Consider the following 15,760-nt stretch of genomic DNA (forward strand, 5'->3'; position numbering starts at 1 on the left):
TCATGACAACCGCAGCCAGCACGGGAACCGGTCCGCAGCCCGCGGGCCTGATGGAAGGCGCCATCGCGACGGTCGCGGGCAACGGCGTGGGCGGATTCATCTCCGACGGCGGACCGGGGGCGCTGACCCGGCTCCAGTACCCCTACAGCGTGACCGTGGACAAGAACGGCAACCTCTACATCGCCGACCGGAACAACCACCGCATCCGCAAGGTCACCCCCAACGGGAACATCACCACCATCGCGGGCGACGGCCAGGCCGGTTACGTCTCCGACGGCGGACCCGCGGTCGCCACCCGGCTCCACTACCCCGCGGACGTGGCGGTGGACGACGCGGGCAACCTCTTCATCGCGGACACCTACAACCACCGCGTCCGCAAGATCACTCCCGCCGGCAACATCACCACCGTGGCGGGCAACGGCGAGCCCGGATACGTCTCCGACGGCGGACCCGCCATCGCCACCCGGCTCAACCTCCCGTACGGGGTGGCCGTTGACCGCAGCGGCAACCTGTACATCGCGGACCACGGCAACCACCGCATCCGCAAGGTCACCGCCAACGGGAACATCACCACCGTCGCGGGCAACGGAACCGCCGGATACGTCTCCGACGGCGGCCCGGCGATCGCGACCCGGCTGCACTACCCCGTGGCGGTGGCGGTGGACGGCGAGGGGAACCTGTACATCGCCGACCGGCACAACCACCGTATCCGCAAGGTCACTTCGAACGGCATCATCACCACCGTCGCGGGCAACGGTACGGCGGGCTACGTCTCGGACGGCGGACCGGCCATCGGCACCGCGCTCCACTACCCCTGGGGCGTGGCGCTCGACGAGGCCGGCAGCCTGTACATCGGCGACGGGCACAACCACCGTGTCCGCAAGGTGACTTCGGACGGCCTGATCACCACCGTCGCGGGCACCGGCACCGCCGGATACGTGGACGACGGCGGCCCCGCCGCAGGCACCCGCCTCTACCACCCCTACGGGGTGGCCCTCGACCGGGCCGGCAACCTCTACATCGCCGACAGCCACAACCACCGCGTCCGTGGCGTCACGAGCGTCGCCCGGATGACCCCGCCGCCCCCGCCCTCCGCCGACCTGTACGGCGAGGTCGTCAACCCGTACCGGGTGCAGCGCGACCAGGAGTTCGACCTCGGCGCACGGATCCGCAGCCGCGGGCCCAACCCGGCCGACGGACAGCACGTGACCGTCGTACTGACGCTGGCCGACGGCCTCAGCGGCGGCCCGGGCACCACCGGGCGGCGGCTGACCCGCACCTTCACCGGGCAGCAACTCCTCGCCCACCAGGGCACGTTGGACGGGGTGTTCCGGATCACCGCGCCGGACAGCACTCCCCCGGGCACCTACACCTGCACCCTGGAGATCCAGTACGGCGGCGACCTCAACCTCAAGGACAACACGTACACGCTGCCGGTCACGGTCGTCGTACCCGAACCGATCGCGGACGAGACGGCGCTGACGATCTTCCAGGACACAGTCCCCGAGATCGCGCCGGGCCAGTACACCGCCTTCAACGTGAAGTACACGGCGCCCGCCGGGCAGCCGGTCAACCCCGGCACCATCACCCAGCGCTTCACCGCCCCGACCGGCTTCGTCTTCACCGGCCATCCCACGTACGCGTACTACGAGACCATCCACGGCGTCGTCACCGGGAACCTCGTCCACCGCGTCGAGGACGGCGGCCGGATCCTGGTCATCACGGCCAACCCGCACCTCAACACCACCACCAGCGACACCGGTTCGGTGATCTACACGATCCCGGTGCAGGCCAGGAACGACGCCGCGCCCGGACGGTACGACAACGGCTCGGCCAGCGTCGGCAGGCACACCCCCGTCCAGCTCTCCGGCAAGATCACCGGCACCGCCCAGAACGAGACCGCGCTGCGCGCGGTGCAGGAGTCGATCCCGGCGGCGGCTCCGGGCCAGACCACGACCTTCAATCTGGAGTTCCGCTCGCTCAGCAACCAGCCGGTCAACCCCGGCACCATCGAACAGCGCTTCACCGCCCCCACCGGCTTCGCCTTCACCGGCGGCGCCTCCTACGGCTACTACTTCGTCCAGCCGTACGTCACGGGGAACCTGGACGCCCGCATCGAGGACGGCGGCAAGACGCTGATCGTGTCCTCCAACCCGCACCTGAACACGGGATCCACGGACAAGACCGCACTGATCTACACCCTCGGCATCCGCGCCCTGCCGGACGCCAGGACCGGCACGCAGTCGAATGACGGGCAGGTCGTCATCGGCCGGCTCACTCCCGTACCACTGACCGCCCGGGTGCTCTGACCCTGCCCGCGCGGACGTCCGGCGTGCTTGCCGGGTGATCCGAACAGCCATGGCTCCGGCCCGGTTCCGCACCGGACCGGAGCCGTGGCCTGCCCCACCGGCTTTGCAGCCGAGGGACGTTCGCACCCCGAGCCGGAGGGAGTCCCCCGGGGGCGGCCGCGCCTGGTACGGCAGCAGGGCCCGGTCCGCGCTTCGCGGTCCGAGCCCTGCCCCGTGCGGTGCCTCCTGCGGCGGCGGTGCGTCAGCTCTGTGCGGTGTCGTCGCCCGTCTGCCCGGCGCCGTCGGCCGCGCCTGCCTTCTCGCGCATCTTGCGCACCAGCTCCGCCTTCTGGTCGGCGGCGGTCCGGCGGTCGAGGTTGCGGTGAGGTCCGTTGTTCTGCCGTTCCGCGCGGGACAGCCTCTTGCGCTGGCCGCCGCCCTGGCCCACGGGGTTGTTGATGTTCTTGCTCACGGTCACGGGTTCTCCCGGTAATGATGTGAAGTGGTCTACGGATTCATCGGTGGGGGACGGGCGCGGCGACATCGAAGGACGTCAGCAGGGACCCATCACGCGCTCACTCGTAGATCGGCGTCTGGAAGAACATGACAGAGAGGAACATGACAAAGACGTTACCCGGTTCCGTCGGCCCCGCACACCAGGCTGCCGCTGGAGGCCATGCACGGCGACATGGACATCATCACCCGCACCCTCGGCCGACCCCAGCGCCTCGACGTCACCACCGGGGCCCTCGACGCCGACAGCGCCGCGATCAAGGCGGCCCTGCGCTTCGACGGGGCCGTGGCCCGCGACTCGGTCTCCTCGCCGATGCCGATGCCGTGGGGCGCCGGCGGCGGCTACACCGCTGAGGCGACGGTATTGCCGACTGCCCCCATGGCGCGGGCCGGGGCGCCGGGGCCTCCAGGACGACCGGATACAGTGCGCGCGTCGGCAGTCTGATTGCTTGTCGACAGCCTGATTGCTCCAGGAGGGGAAGCGTGACCGCCACCAGCGAGGCCCGATCCGCGGACGGTGCGGCGCATGCGGCCCGGCCGAGCCGACTGCGCCGCCTGATGCGCTTCATACCTTTGATCGCCCCCGTGCTGCTGTGGACCGTGCCCTGCTGGGTGCTGCTGCACGCCGGCCAGCACTGGCCGCTCCCCGTGGCGCTGGGCGGTACCGCCGTGTGCGTCCTCGGTCTGATCGCCATGCCGCTCGCGATGGCGCGCGGCCACGGACGGCGACAGCAGGACTGGGCGGCGATCGTCGGGGACACCCTCCTTGGGGCCGGCTGGGTGCTGTTCACCTGGTCCGTCCTGCTCGGCGTCCTGCTGCGCCTCGCCCTGACCGTGACCGGCGTAGGCGACGGCCAGGACCGGGCCCGGATCGTCACCTGGGCAGTCCTCGGCACAGCCGCCGTGCTGCTCACCTGGGGGTACGCCGAGGCCCGCCGGGTGCCACGGGTGCGCCGGATGGACGTACAACTCCCGCGCCTGGGAGCCGGGTTGGACGGCACCCGCGTCGTCCTCATCACCGACACCCACTACGGCCCGCTCGACCGCGCCCGCTGGTCGGCGCGGGTCTGCGAGACGGTCAACACCCTGGAGGCCGACCTGGTCTGCCACACCGGCGACATCGCGGACGGCACGGCCGAACGCCGCCGCGCCCAGGCCGCCCCACTCGGCACCGTACGAGCCACCCGCGCCCGCGTCTACGTCACCGGAAACCACGAGTACTACACCGAGGCCCAGGGCTGGGTCGACCTGATGGACGAGCTGGGCTGGGAGCCGCTGCGCAACCGCCACCTGCTGCTCGAACGCGGCGGCGACACCCTCGTGGTCGCCGGCGTGGACGACGTCACCGCCGACTCCTCCGGCCTGGCCGGCCACCGCGCCCACCTCCCCGGAGCCCTCAACGGCGCCGACCCCGACCTGCCCGTCCTGCTCCTGGCCCACCAGCCCAAGTTCGTCGACCGGGCCGCAGCAGCCGGCGTCGACCTCCAGCTCTCGGGCCACACCCACGGCGGCCAGATCTGGCCCTTCCACCACCTCGTCCGCATCGACCAGCCCGCCCTCGCCGGCCTCAGCCGCCACGGCGCCCGCACCCTCCTCTACACCAGCCGCGGCACCGGCTTCTGGGGCCCGCCGCTCCGCATCTTCGCCCCCAGCGAGATCACCCTGCTCACACTCCGCTCCCCGCAGCAGCCCCCCGCGCCGTAGCGCCGGGCGGGCCGGCAACCCCTCATGGACCGGTTCACCGAGTCGAAGCCCGCCTCGGCAAGACGGTGGAGGTTCACCCGGCCGTGATCGGTCCGAGGTAGGTTCCGCCGGAGACATCGATGGTCTGGCCGGTCACCCAGCGGCCCTGCGGGCCCGCCAGGAAGCCCACCACGTCCGCGACGTCCTCCGGCTGACCGATCCGGCCGAGCGCGGTGATCGACTCAAGTCCGGCGACCGCCTCGGGAATCGCGGCGTAGTGGGCGATCATGTCAGTCAGCACCACCCCGGGTTCGACTGTGTTCACGGTGACCCCACGGCGGCCCAGCTCGTTGGCGAGCGACGGTCCAAGGGCCGCCAGCGCCGCCTTGGTGACGGTGTAGCCGATCTGGATGGGGTTCGCGATCCGGGTGGCCGCCGAGCCCATGTTGACGATCCGTCCGCCGTCCCGCAGCAGCGGCAGCGCCCGCTGGACGACGAAGACCGGCGTGCTCACGTTGACCGCGAGCAGCCGCTCGAACTCCTCCTCGGTGAGCTGCCCGATCGAACTGACCGAGTGGATGCCCGCGTTGTTGACGAGGATGTCCAGACCCTCCGCGCCGTGGTCCGCAAGCCCGGTGGTGAGCCCCTCGAACAGCCGGTCCACCGCGCCGCTCTCGCCGAACCGGGCCTGCACCGCGAACGCCCGGCCGCCGGCCTTGGCGATCTGCGCCACCGTCTCCGCGGCGGCCGCGTCGTTGCCCCCGTAGTGGACCGCGACCAGCGCCCCCTCGGCGCCGAGCCGCAGCGCGACCGCCCGCCCGATCCCACGCGAGCCGCCCGTCACCAGCGCGCTCCTGCCGTCCAGTTCCCCCACGATCGACACTCCCCTCGTGACGCCCCGGTCGAATCCGGGAACGATCCACTCTAAGCAGCCTCAGTACGACTCGCCCCATGCGGCGTCGGTGAAGTGCCGTACCGCCCCTCCGGCGCCCACCCACGCCGGTACCCTGACAGACCCGGAGGATCAGCACTCGACTTCGACCAACCCGCTCAGCGCCCTGCCCCGCCGCAACAACTACCCGGTGGCACAGGGGAGTTCAAGGGGGGCGCTCGTGCGGCGCGGCGGCCTATCCGCATCTCCCGCCTGACGACCGAAGGGTTCCGCGATGCCTGAGACGACACCGCCCAGCGTGTTCCTGGATCGCAAGCTGGCCAGGCGTTTTCGCACCTACGACCTCGATGGGGACGGTGTGATCGAGCGCGGTGACTTCAAGGCCGCAGCCGAGGCGATGGCCCAGGAGTTCGACCAGAAGCCCGGCTCGGCGGCCCGTGAGCGGCTGACGTCGCTGTGCCTGGGACTGTGGGAGCACCTCGCGGCCGTGGCCGACCACGACGGCGACGGGCGGATCAGCGAGGCCGAATACAAGGCGGCCTTCCACGCCGGACTGCTGGAGACCCCGGAGTCCTTCGACGCCGGGTACGTGCCGTTCCTGCACGCGATCATGGACATCTCCGACAGCGACGGTGACGGCCGGCTCACCATCGAAGAACACGTGCGCTGGACGGGGGCTTTGATGAACCTTCCCGCCACCGACGCCCGGAGGATTGCTGTTCGCCTGGATGCCGATGGCGACGGCCTGATCGAACGCGACGACCTGCTCTCAGCCATCCGTGCGTACTACTTCGACGAGTCCCCCGACTCCGCCGGCAGCTGGCTGCTCGGTCCGCTGCCTGCCTGACGGCACCGGCGCCCGGCGCGGGATTTCGCCGACGCGGGAGTCGGGCCGGTGAGAGTCGCGGGCCGTGGGAGTCGGGCCCGTAAATACCCGAGCAATTCCCGGTACGGGCCCGCATTATCGCCCGGAGCCTGCCCGTGGAATTGGCGGATCTGTGTACTCATCCCGAAAACGACGGCCGTAGAGGCTGAAACCCACCCCCTTCCGGTATGCGGAAGGCAGGTTACGGACAACGATTCCCACACCCCTCACCTGCATGGATGCCTCATGGCCAGCACACAGAAACGGCGCACACACCCGCCCCAATGACTGAAACAACCCGCACGGCGCACCACGCGGTTGACGTCCCCATTTTCACGCCAGAACCATGGTCCCGCCTCATCCGGACGAAAGGACCATGAACGAGAGGACTCTGACGGTGAAAATGATCAAACGCGGGGGAATCCTGCTGGCCGCACTCGTCGCGGTCAGCTCGGCATTCACAGGAGCCGCCACAGCAGAGGCCGCCACACCCACGCCCACACCCCAGCCCCGACACAGTGCCACCGCCCAGCTCACCCCGCTGACGACGCAGGACGTCGCCGCCGACGCCGCCGTGACCTGTACCGTCGGCCAGGTCAGAACGGATCGCACCAGCTCGTGCGCCTCCGGCGGTCTCCGCGTCGACTTCTACATCGAGCCCGAGCACCAGTACCAGGGCAGCGCCAACTTCGCATGGACCTCGAACGTCCAGCTCGACGCCCGCAACCGGCATCGCTGGACCGACAAGGTCACCCTGCGGCTGCTGTCCACCACCGTCCCGGCCGCCGAACTGGGCGTCGCCACCATCACGGAAACCTGCGGCCACTGCACCTCCACCGGAGGCACGCCGCAGATCACCACCCTGGGCACGACGCGTACCTGGGACATCGTCATCGACTCCCCCGGAGCGGTCACCAACACCGACGCCCAGGCCCCGCACCTCAACTACGAGGCCGCCCCCTACACCCCGGTCAGCATCGACCTCGGCCCGAAACTCAACGTGCGGTGCGACAACACCCCCCGCATGAGCCCGGTCGCCGCCGGGGGATGCGTCTACCCCGACTACACCCCCAGCTACAACATCTCCGTCACCGGCCCCTTCGACCAGGTCGCCTGGCACATCGACTGGGCCCAGCACAACCTGAAGAACCACTGGGGATGGAAAGGCCACGGCCCCGCGCTGACGCGCACCATGGACCAGGCCCTGATACGCGCCAACCGGCGTACCGCCTGCCCGTCCTCGATCCCGCGCCCGCCCGGGAAGAGCTGCGACGAATACCCCTTCGCCTCCACCCACCAGGGCGCCAGCGTCAACCCTGACTTCTCCTGCCACATGGTCCCCGCCGCGCAGAACCGCCTCGAAGGCCGTGCCCGGCAGTCCTGGTACAACGCCAACCGGCTGCTGGAGAACGACAAGTTCTGGGTCAACGTCACCAACATCCCGAGCGTCCGAAGCGATGCCGCGATGCGCCCGCTCGTGCAGTGCCCGTAGCACCGGCCGCGTAGCGTAAAACCCCTGGGGGGCAGCGAAAACGCTGTCCCCCTTCCGCAGTAAGGAGCCCAGCCATGGCCTCACTCATCGACCGCGTCTTCGACCCCCACCTCTTCATCGCCTACGGCACCCTCGACCTCATCGACCTCGACACCTTCGAAGACGTCCCCCTCGACCACTCGGCCAACGGACTCGTCGCCGCTCGCGAGGACCATGCCTCGATCGTCTGCGCCGTCGAAGGCGGAGACATCGACGTGACCGCCGAACTCTGGGACGGGCCCCCCGCCCTCCACCTGGACGACTGGCAGGACGCCGCCGAAGTCTCCTTCACGTGGACCACGGCCCGCGTCTTCGTCGGCCCCGGCGAGGAGAACCCCGACGAAGCGCCCCTGTTGACCCTGCCCGGTCCCGGCAGCTACCGCCTTCTGGTCCACGGAAAAAACCGCGACGACGGCGACGTACGTGAGGACGGCGACCCCGTCGAGACCTACCTGCTCCAGCTCTGGCCGGCGCCCCTCGCCGCCCCCGTCACCCACAAAGCCACCAGCGCCTACGGCGCCACCATGCGCGAGACGGCCCCGGCGCCCACCGGTCAACGCCCCGACTGGTACGACCAGAAAACCAGCGGCTACGGCCCCGACCACCCCGCAGCCCAGCGGTAGGACATGGAGATGACTCGTTTTCGCCAGGAGGTTCACGCTGCGCCCGGAGCCCGCCGTCGTCACTCCGGGAGGGTGACGGGCGACCCGTCACCCTCCCGATAGAGCTCATTCGAGACCGTGCGTACCCGCGCCGTCACAGTGCCCGGCACGCGCACGGCCCCGGCTTAGTCCAGGGCGCTGTTGTTGCAGCCCATGCTCGAACCCAGGTGGGTGTTCTGCGCACCCGGGTTGCCCTCGCCGTTGAGCGCGTTGCCGAGGACGCCGTTGAGGATGCCGACCTGGCCGAGGACGTCGACGTTCAGGTCGTGGGACCGGCAGTTGCTGCTCTGGCCGATGGCGAACTGGTCGCCGCCCTTGCCGCCGTCGTGCGCCTGGGCCGTGCCGGCGCCCAGCATCGCGAAGCTGCCGAGGGCGGCGACCAGGACGGCCGCCTTGCGAAGCTCGTTCATGTGATCTCCAATGGAGTGAAGTGGATACGATCCGTGGCAGATCGACTCCTTACAGTCATCGAAATTAATAATAAATACCGTCAAAAAACCCAAGGACACGCCGAAATTCGTGATCCTTGTTGTGAAAGCACGCTGACGTCGTAACGCGTAGGCGCGGGCCCCTGGGGGTCAGGGGGTTGCCGTGGATACCACGAAAACGACCGGCTTGTCCGGGTCGGTCTCGTCGACGGTGATGTCCTGGGTCGGCAGCGGGTCCTTCTGGGCGTGCGTGGTGCCCGCCCAGTCGTGGCCCGCGGGGAAGGTCCAGCCGACCTTCATGGCGTCCTCGGGGGCGATCGTCACGTCGCCGGGCTTGAGCGCGGCGGTGCTGGTGCCGGTCTCCTTCATGAACTCCGCGAGGCCGGCCGCGCTCGTCCTGAAGTTGACGTACAGCTTGCTGACCTTCCAGTTGTTCGCCTCGTAGTAGTCGACGCCGACCGCGTCCGCCGGGATCGGCACTTCGTAGATGCGCCGCTGGGTCTTGGAGGGCCAGTCGTGCTGGAGGCCGTGCGCCGAGGCCTCGGACTCCTTGTCGCGGCCGCTGGTGCGGCTCTGCTCGGCGGAGATCGCCAGATAGCCGGCGGGCACGCCGATGAGCAGCACGATGATCACCGCGGTGATCCAGCGCCGCCGGATCATGTGCTGGCGGGTCTCGGGGGGCTTCTCGTCCGGCGGCGGGGACTGGCGCGGCACCGCGGGGCGGTCGGACGGTGTCATCAGTCGGATTCCTGGGTGGTGCGGTTGGTGCCCGTCCTGCGGACGGCTTCGGCGGCCTTGGCGTACCGCTCGTAGCGCTCGACGCGGCGGCGGTTGGCCCGGCGGAAGCGGCGGGCCACCAGGCGGGCGAGGTCGGCGGCGCCGACCATGCCCGCCTCGGGGCCCAGTTGGGCCTTGGCGATCCTCGCCTCGGGGCGGTAGCCGCGGCCGGTGAGGTGGCGCCTGAAGGCGTCCCTGGCGGGCCCGATCAGGAGGTCGTCGGCGGCGCTGACACCCCCGCCGATGACGAAGCAGGAGGGATCGAGCGCGGCGGCGAGGTTGGCGATGCCGACGCCGAGCCACTGGCCGATGTCCTGGAGCAGCTCGACGCACATGGCGTCGCCCTCGCGGGCCAGCTCGGTGATGAGCGGCCCGGTGATCTCGGGGATGTTCCCGCCGACCCGCTCGATGATGTTGTACGCCACCGGGGAGTCGGCCGTGGCCAGCTCGCGGGCCTCGCGGACCAGGGCGTTCCCGGAGCTGTACTGCTCCCAGCAGCCCCGGTTGCCGCAGGCGCAGCGGTGTCCGCCGGGCACGACCTGCATGTGGCCGAACTCGCCGGCCACGCCGTACTTGCCGCGCTTGACCTGACCGTCCTCCAGGATCGCGCCGCCGATGCCGGTGCCCAGCGTGATCATGACCAGGTGGTCCTCGCCGCGTCCGGCGCCGAAGCGCCACTCGGCCCAGGCGGCCGTGTTGGCGTCGTTGTCGACCATGACCGGCACCGCGAGACGGGCCTGGAGGGCGTCGCGCAGCGGCTCGTTGCGCCAGGCGAGGTGCGGGGCGAACAGGATGGTGGAGCGGTCGGCGTCGACCCAGCCGGCCGCGCCGATGCCGACCGCGTGCACGTCGTGCCGGTCGGAGAGGTCGAGGACCAGCTCGGTGATGGTGTCCTCGACGACCTTGGGGCTCTTGGACTTGTCCGGGGTCTCCGTGCGGAGCTTCTCCAGGATGTTCCCGTCCGCGTCCACGACGCCGGCCATCACCTTCGTGCCGCCGATGTCGATGCCGACGGTGGGGACCCGGGGGGCCGTCAGGTGTGAGCGGCGTTCCCGGGTGCCTACGGTGCGCAGCACGGTGGCCCGGGCGGAACCCCGGTGGGCTAGGGCGAAGTCGCGGTACGTGGTCATCGGGGCCGATTCTGCCACCCCTGGGGGAGGCGGACCCTGCGCCGGGGGCCGCCCCGGTGGCCCGGGGCGGCCGGCTCACTCCTCGTCGGACGGCCCGCCGAGGTGGCCGGGGGCGGGGGCCCGCTGGAGTTCGTGGCTGAGCTCTTCGAGCTCGCTGCCGCCCGCCATCTGGCGGGTGAGCTCGTCCAGGGTGATGTCGGAGCGCAGGTGGCTGCCGGTCATCGTGCCGCGCTTGAGGAGCACGAAACGATCCCCGACGAGGTAGGCGTGGTGCGGGTTGTGCGTGATGAGAACCACGCCGAGTCCGGCGTCCCGGGCGGCCGCCACGTACTTCAGGACGACGCCGGACTGCTTCACACCCAGCGCCGCGGTCGGCTCGTCCAGGACGAGGACCTTGGCGCCGAAGTAGACCGCCCGCGCGATGGCGACGCACTGGCGCTCGCCGCCGGACAGGGTGCCGATCGGCTGGTCGACGTCGCGCAGGTCGATGCCCATGCGGAGCAGCTCCGCGCGGGTGGTGGCGCGCATCTTGTCGACGTCGAGCCGCTTGAAGGGGCCCTTGCCCTTCGTGGGCTCGGAGCCGAGGAAGAAGTTGCGCCAGACCGGCATCAGCGGGACCACGGCCAGGTCCTGGTAGACGGTGGCGATGCCACGGTCCAGGGCCTCGCGGGGGTTGCTCAGCGCGACGTCCTCGCCCTCGATGCGGAAGCCGCCGGCGTCGTGCTGGTGAAGGCCTGCGATGATCTTGATGAGGGTGGACTTGCCGGCTCCGTTGTCACCCAGTACGCAGGTGATCTCCCCGGGGTGGACCTCCAGGGAGACCCCTTCGAGGGCGCGGATGTTGCCGTAGTACTTGCTGACGTCGTCGAGCTCGACGAGGGCCGTCCGCCCGGCCGTCTTTTCCTGGGTGGTCGTCATGCTGTCGCCTCCGCCCGCTTGCGCACCCACGCGTTGAGCAGGGTGGCGAGGAGGAGCATCGCTCCGAGGAAGAACTTGAACCAGTCCGGGTTCCACTCCGCGTACACGATGCCCTTGCTGGTCATGCCGAAGATGAACGCGCCGACGGCCGAGCCGATCGCCGAGCCGTAGCCGCCGGTGATCAGGCAGCCGCCGATGACGGCCGCGATGATGTAGATCAGCTCGTTGCCGACGCCCTCACCGGACTGCACCACGTCGAACGAGAACAGCAGGTGCTGGCCGGAGACCCAGGCCGCGAAGGCGACGCCCATGTAGAGGCCGATCTTCGTCTTGAAGACCGGTACGCCGACCGCGCGGGCCGCGTCCGCCTCGCCGCCGACCGCGAAGATCCAGTTGCCGAAGCGGGTCCGCAGCAGGATCCAGGTGGCGACCGCGACCAGCGCGAACCACCACAGGATGGTGACCTTCAGGTCGACGGAGCCGATGGTCAGCTGGGAGGCGAAGAGCTTCTTCGCGGATTCGAAGCCCTCCATGTCGGCGACGGACTTCGTCGAGACCGTGCCGCTGATCAGCTTGGTGAAGCCGAGGTTGAGGCCGGTCAGCATCAGGAACGTGCCGAGCGTGATGATGAAGCTCGGGAGCTTGGTGCGGGTCAGCATGAAGCCGTTGAACGCGCCGATGGCGAGGGTGACCAGGAGGGAAACCCCCACTCCCACCCAGATGTTGGCCGTCATCTGGTAGCTGAACATCGAGGAGACGAGAGCCGACGTCGTCACCAGGACACCGGCCGACAGGTCGAACTCGCCGCCGATCATGAGCAGCGCGACCGGCACCGCCATGATGCCGATGGTCGAGGCCGCATACAGGACGGTCGACAGGCTGGAGGGCTGCAGGAAGCTTCCGGCGACGACCGAGAAGAAGAGGAAGACGGCTCCGGCGCCGACCACCGAGCCGAGTTCGGGACGGCCGAGGATCTTGCGCCAGACCGAGCGGCGGAGCAGCCGTTCGTCCTCGGCGATGTCTGTCGCGCTCATCGCGTCCCCCTCTTCGTGTACTCCTCCAGCTTGGCGGCCTGGTCCTTGGTGATGATCTGGGGTCCGGTCAGGACCGGGAGGCCGCCGCCGAGGACGTCGGCGTTGTACTTGTAGAGCCAGAGCAGGTCCACCGCCTCGTACCCCTGGAGGTAGGGCTGCTGGTCGACGGCGAAGCCGAGCGTGCCGGCCTCCAGGGACGTGGCCACCTTGGCGTTGAGGTCGAAGGTGTCGATCTCGGCGGAGCTGCCGGCCGACTGCTTGGCCTTGACGGCCGTGTCCGCGAAGGGCGCGCCGAGGGTGACCACGGCGTCGATGGACGGGTCGGCCTGGAGCTTGGCCTCGATGGAGGACTGCACGTCGGGCATGCTGGTGCCGGTGACGTAGAGGTTCTGGACGTCACCCTTGAACGTCTTCTTGGTGCCCGCGCAGCGCTGCTCGTGGCCGACGTTGCCCTGCTCGTGCAGGACGCACAGCGCCTTCTTCCTGCCCCGCTTGCTGAGCTCGTCGCCGACGGCCTCGCCGGCGATGGTCTCGTCCTGACCGATGTGGGTGAGCGCCCCGAACTCCTTGGACTTCTCCGAGCCCGAGTTCACGGTGATCACCGGGATGCCGGCCTTCTCGGCCTTGGCGACGACGTCCTTGAGCGCGTCGGGCTTCGCGAGCGTGACCACGATGCCGTCGACCTTCTGGTCGATGGCGGCCTGCACGAACTGGGCCTGCTGCTGGCCCTGGTCGCTGTGCGAGTAGAGGAAGTCGATGTTGTCCTTGACGGCGGCCTGCTTGGCGCCGCTCTGGACGATGTCCCAGAACGTGTCGCCGTCGCCCGAGTGGGTGACCATCGCGATCTTCCAGCGGGGCGTGTTCACCGCGGCCCTGCCCTGGGCCTGCGCGGACTTGCGCGCGTCCTCGGCGCGCTTGCCGCCGGTGCTGCTGCACCCCGCCAAGGAGGCTCCGAGCACCGCTGCCAGCACCGCGCCCATGACGCGTACCCCTGTCCGAACCCTTGCCACGACGCCGTGCCCTTCTTGCTGTACCACCGGGTGCCACCGGGGCTGGTTCAGCCCTGCCCCGGCCGCCCAAGTATGGGTCACGCCGGGTCGCCGGGCGATCATCGGGTACCGCGGGCGGTGTACTTCTCCAGCGTCGGCACGTCCTTCTCGGTGACGATCGCGGGTCCGGTCAGGACCGGCCTGCCACCGCCGATCACATCCCCGTTGGTCTTGTTCAGCCACAGTTCGTCGATCGCGAGATAGCCCTGGAGGTAGGGCTGCTGGTCGACGGCGAAGCCGATCTCCTTGGCCTTGAACTGCTTGATCACGGCCGCGTTCAGGTCGAAGGTGTCGATCTCGGCTGAGCTGTTCGCGTCGCCCTTCGCCTTGGCCGCGGCGGCCGCCATCGGCGCGCCGAGCGTGACGACCGAGTCGATGTCCTTGGCCGACTGGAGCTTGGCCTCGATGGACGAGGTGGAGGCGGGCGTGTTGGTGCCGTCCACGTTCAGGTTCTCGACGCTGCCCTGGAAGGTCTTCTTCACTCCCGCGCAGCGCTGCTCCAGGGAGACGTTGCCCTGTTCGTGGATGACGCAGAGGGCCTTCTTCCTGCCCCGCTTGTCGAGCTCGTCGCCGACCGCCTCGCCGGCCACGCCCTCGTCCTGGCCGATGTGCCCGAGCGCGCCGACCTCCTTGGAGAAGTCGGCGCCGGAGTTGATCGTGACGACGGGTATCCCCGCGGCGACGGCCTTCTTGATGACGTCCTTGACGGCCTCGGGCTTGGCGAGCGTCACGACGATGCCGTCCACCTTCTGGTCGATGGCCGCCTGCACCAGCTGCGCCTGCTGTTGGCCCTCCTTGCTCGCCGAGTACAGGAAGTCGACGTTGTCCTTGGCGGCGGCCTGTTTCGCGCCGCTCTGGACGATGTCCCAGAAGGTGTCGCCCTCGCCGGAATGGGTCACCATCGCGATCTTGAGGCGGGGAGTGTTCACGCCCTTGCCACCGCTCGGCGATCCGGAGCCCTTGTCCTCGGAGCTCTTGCCCCCCGAGCTGCTGCAGCCGCCGAGCGCGAGCGCCAGTGCGGCGACGGCCACGGCCGCCGTGGTTGCCGTGCGGGGTGTGCGCATGGGTTCCGCCTTCTGTCCCGGCCGCCCGGTTGCGGCACGTGAGTTCTAGCGGCGGTTCCGCGACACCGTCAATACTTTGTCCGAACATTCTTACTCAAGAGCGTTCCGGGACCGCCCGCGCCTCTCACGGACGTACGAGCAGCTGGAACTCGAAGGAGTAGCGCGAGGCCCGGTAGATGTGCGAGCCGAACTCGACCGCCCGGCCGGTGTCGTCGAAGGTGGTGCGCTGCATGGTGAGCAGCGGCGCGCCCTCGGCCTCGGTGAGCAGGTCGGCCTCCTGCGCGGTGGCCGCCCGCGCCCCCACCGTCTGGCGCGCGCTGTGCAGCGTGATGCCCGCGCCCCGCATCAGCCGGTACAGGCCGGTGCCCTCCAGGTACTCGGTGTCCAGGGGGAGCAGCCCGGCCGGCAGGTGGTTGCGCAGCCGCGCCATGGGCTCGCCGTGCGCGTACCGCAGCCGCTCCACCAGGTGTACGTCGCTGCCCTCGGGCACGCCGAGCGCGGCGGCGACTTCAGCGGTGGCCGGCTCGAAGGTGTTGCGAAGGACGGTGGTGGCGGGCTTCTGCCCGGCCGCCTCCAGGTCGTCGTACAGGCTGCTCAGTTCGAGCGGGCGCTTGACCTGGCTGTGCACTACCTGGGTGCCGACGCCCCGGCGGCGCACCAGCAGGCCCTTGTCGACCAGGGCCTGGATGGCCTGGCGGACCGTGGGGCGGGACAGGCCCAGCCGGCCCGCCAGGTCGATCTCGTTGCCTAGGAGGCTGCCGGGCGTGAGGGTGCCCTTCTCGATGGCCGCCTCCAGCTGCTGCGAGAGCTGGAAGTAGAGCGGGACCGGGCTGGTGCGGTCCACGCTGAGCTGGAGCGGCTTCGGGAAGTCCATCGCTGGTCTGGGCTGCTTGGGCACGGAGCGAGCGTAATGCGCCGGGGATGTT

Annotated in this window: 16 protein-coding genes; 6 read left to right on the forward strand and 10 right to left on the reverse strand. The window is 69.9% G+C overall.

The window, feature by feature from the left end; genetic code table 11:
* Positions 1–2: 2 nt before the first annotated feature.
* Positions 3–2,309: a hypothetical protein gene (locus tag ACWC2B_RS10645; protein WP_450716099.1), complete on the forward strand. Its 2,307-nt coding sequence runs from the start codon at positions 3–5 to the stop codon at positions 2,307–2,309.
* A 241-nt stretch (positions 2,310–2,550) separates the two neighbouring features.
* Here the strand turns inward: ACWC2B_RS10645 and ACWC2B_RS10650 are convergent, their stop codons facing one another.
* Positions 2,551–2,766: a DUF6243 family protein gene (locus ACWC2B_RS10650; protein ID WP_450716100.1), complete on the reverse strand. Its 216-nt coding sequence runs from the start codon at positions 2,764–2,766 to the stop codon at positions 2,551–2,553.
* A gap of 210 nt (positions 2,767–2,976) precedes the next feature.
* Here ACWC2B_RS10650 and ACWC2B_RS10655 point away from each other — a divergent pair, with 210 nt between their 5' ends.
* Together ACWC2B_RS10655 and ACWC2B_RS10660 are read left to right on the forward strand one after the other, a co-directional pair.
* Positions 2,977–3,246, forward strand: coding sequence for a hypothetical protein (locus ACWC2B_RS10655; RefSeq protein WP_450716101.1), 270 nt, complete (start codon positions 2,977–2,979; stop codon positions 3,244–3,246).
* Between the two features lie 38 nt (positions 3,247–3,284).
* Positions 3,285–4,505 carry a metallophosphoesterase gene (locus tag ACWC2B_RS10660; RefSeq protein WP_450716102.1) on the forward strand — a complete coding sequence of 407 codons (1,221 nt, stop codon included), beginning with the start codon at positions 3,285–3,287 and terminating at the stop codon, positions 4,503–4,505.
* Between the two features lie 73 nt (positions 4,506–4,578).
* Here ACWC2B_RS10660 and ACWC2B_RS10665 read toward each other — a convergent pair whose 3' ends face one another.
* Entirely contained in the window at positions 4,579–5,358 is a 780-nt protein-coding gene (locus ACWC2B_RS10665) for an SDR family oxidoreductase (RefSeq protein WP_450716103.1), read from the reverse strand.
* A 292-nt stretch (positions 5,359–5,650) separates the two neighbouring features.
* Between ACWC2B_RS10665 and ACWC2B_RS10670 the strand changes: the two genes are divergently transcribed.
* The 3 genes from ACWC2B_RS10670 (at position 5,651) to ACWC2B_RS10680 (ending at position 8,395) form a co-directional block, all read left to right on the forward strand.
* Positions 5,651–6,223, forward strand: coding sequence for an EF-hand domain-containing protein (locus ACWC2B_RS10670; RefSeq protein WP_450716104.1), 573 nt, complete (start codon positions 5,651–5,653; stop codon positions 6,221–6,223).
* 394 nt (positions 6,224–6,617) lie between these two features.
* A complete protein-coding gene (locus ACWC2B_RS10675; RefSeq protein ID WP_450716105.1) occupies positions 6,618–7,733 on the forward strand; it encodes a NucA/NucB deoxyribonuclease domain-containing protein in 1,116 nt (371 codons plus the stop codon).
* 74 nt (positions 7,734–7,807) lie between these two features.
* Positions 7,808–8,395: a hypothetical protein gene (locus ACWC2B_RS10680; RefSeq protein ID WP_450716106.1), complete on the forward strand. Its 588-nt coding sequence runs from the start codon at positions 7,808–7,810 to the stop codon at positions 8,393–8,395.
* A gap of 164 nt (positions 8,396–8,559) precedes the next feature.
* On the opposite strand, the gene ACWC2B_RS10685 is transcribed toward ACWC2B_RS10680, so the two are convergent.
* From ACWC2B_RS10685 to ACWC2B_RS10720, 8 genes are all read right to left on the reverse strand, one after another.
* Positions 8,560–8,844 carry a hypothetical protein gene (locus tag ACWC2B_RS10685; protein ID WP_450716107.1) on the reverse strand — a complete coding sequence of 95 codons (285 nt, stop codon included), beginning with the start codon at positions 8,842–8,844 and terminating at the stop codon, positions 8,560–8,562.
* 168 nt (positions 8,845–9,012) lie between these two features.
* The gene (locus ACWC2B_RS10690) at positions 9,013–9,600 is read right to left on the reverse strand and encodes a hypothetical protein (RefSeq protein WP_450716108.1); all 588 of its coding nucleotides are present in this window, start codon (positions 9,598–9,600) and stop codon (positions 9,013–9,015) included.
* Positions 9,600–10,769, reverse strand: coding sequence for an ROK family glucokinase (locus ACWC2B_RS10695; RefSeq protein WP_450716109.1), 1,170 nt, complete (start codon positions 10,767–10,769; stop codon positions 9,600–9,602). The genes ACWC2B_RS10690 and ACWC2B_RS10695 overlap by 1 nt, the downstream gene beginning before the upstream one ends.
* A 75-nt stretch (positions 10,770–10,844) precedes the next feature.
* Positions 10,845–11,687 (reverse strand): ATP-binding cassette domain-containing protein, encoded by an 843-nt coding sequence (locus ACWC2B_RS10700; protein ID WP_450716110.1) that lies wholly within the window; start codon positions 11,685–11,687, stop codon positions 10,845–10,847.
* Complete coding sequence (locus ACWC2B_RS10705) at positions 11,684–12,721, reverse strand: ABC transporter permease (RefSeq protein WP_450716111.1); 1,038 nt, start codon at positions 12,719–12,721, stop codon at positions 11,684–11,686. The genes ACWC2B_RS10700 and ACWC2B_RS10705 overlap by 4 nt, the downstream gene beginning before the upstream one ends.
* Entirely contained in the window at positions 12,718–13,731 is a 1,014-nt protein-coding gene (locus ACWC2B_RS10710; RefSeq protein ID WP_450716112.1) for a sugar ABC transporter substrate-binding protein, read from the reverse strand. The genes ACWC2B_RS10705 and ACWC2B_RS10710 overlap by 4 nt, the downstream gene beginning before the upstream one ends.
* 98 nt (positions 13,732–13,829) lie before the next feature.
* Positions 13,830–14,834 (reverse strand): substrate-binding domain-containing protein, encoded by a 1,005-nt coding sequence (locus tag ACWC2B_RS10715; RefSeq protein WP_450716113.1) that lies wholly within the window; start codon positions 14,832–14,834, stop codon positions 13,830–13,832.
* A 124-nt stretch (positions 14,835–14,958) separates the two neighbouring features.
* Positions 14,959–15,708, reverse strand: a complete 750-nt coding sequence (locus ACWC2B_RS10720) for a GntR family transcriptional regulator (protein WP_450716219.1) — start codon at positions 15,706–15,708, stop codon at positions 14,959–14,961.
* Positions 15,709–15,760: the final 52 nt, after the last annotated feature.

The sequence above is a fragment of the Streptomyces sp. NPDC001415 genome (assembly GCF_053597395.1).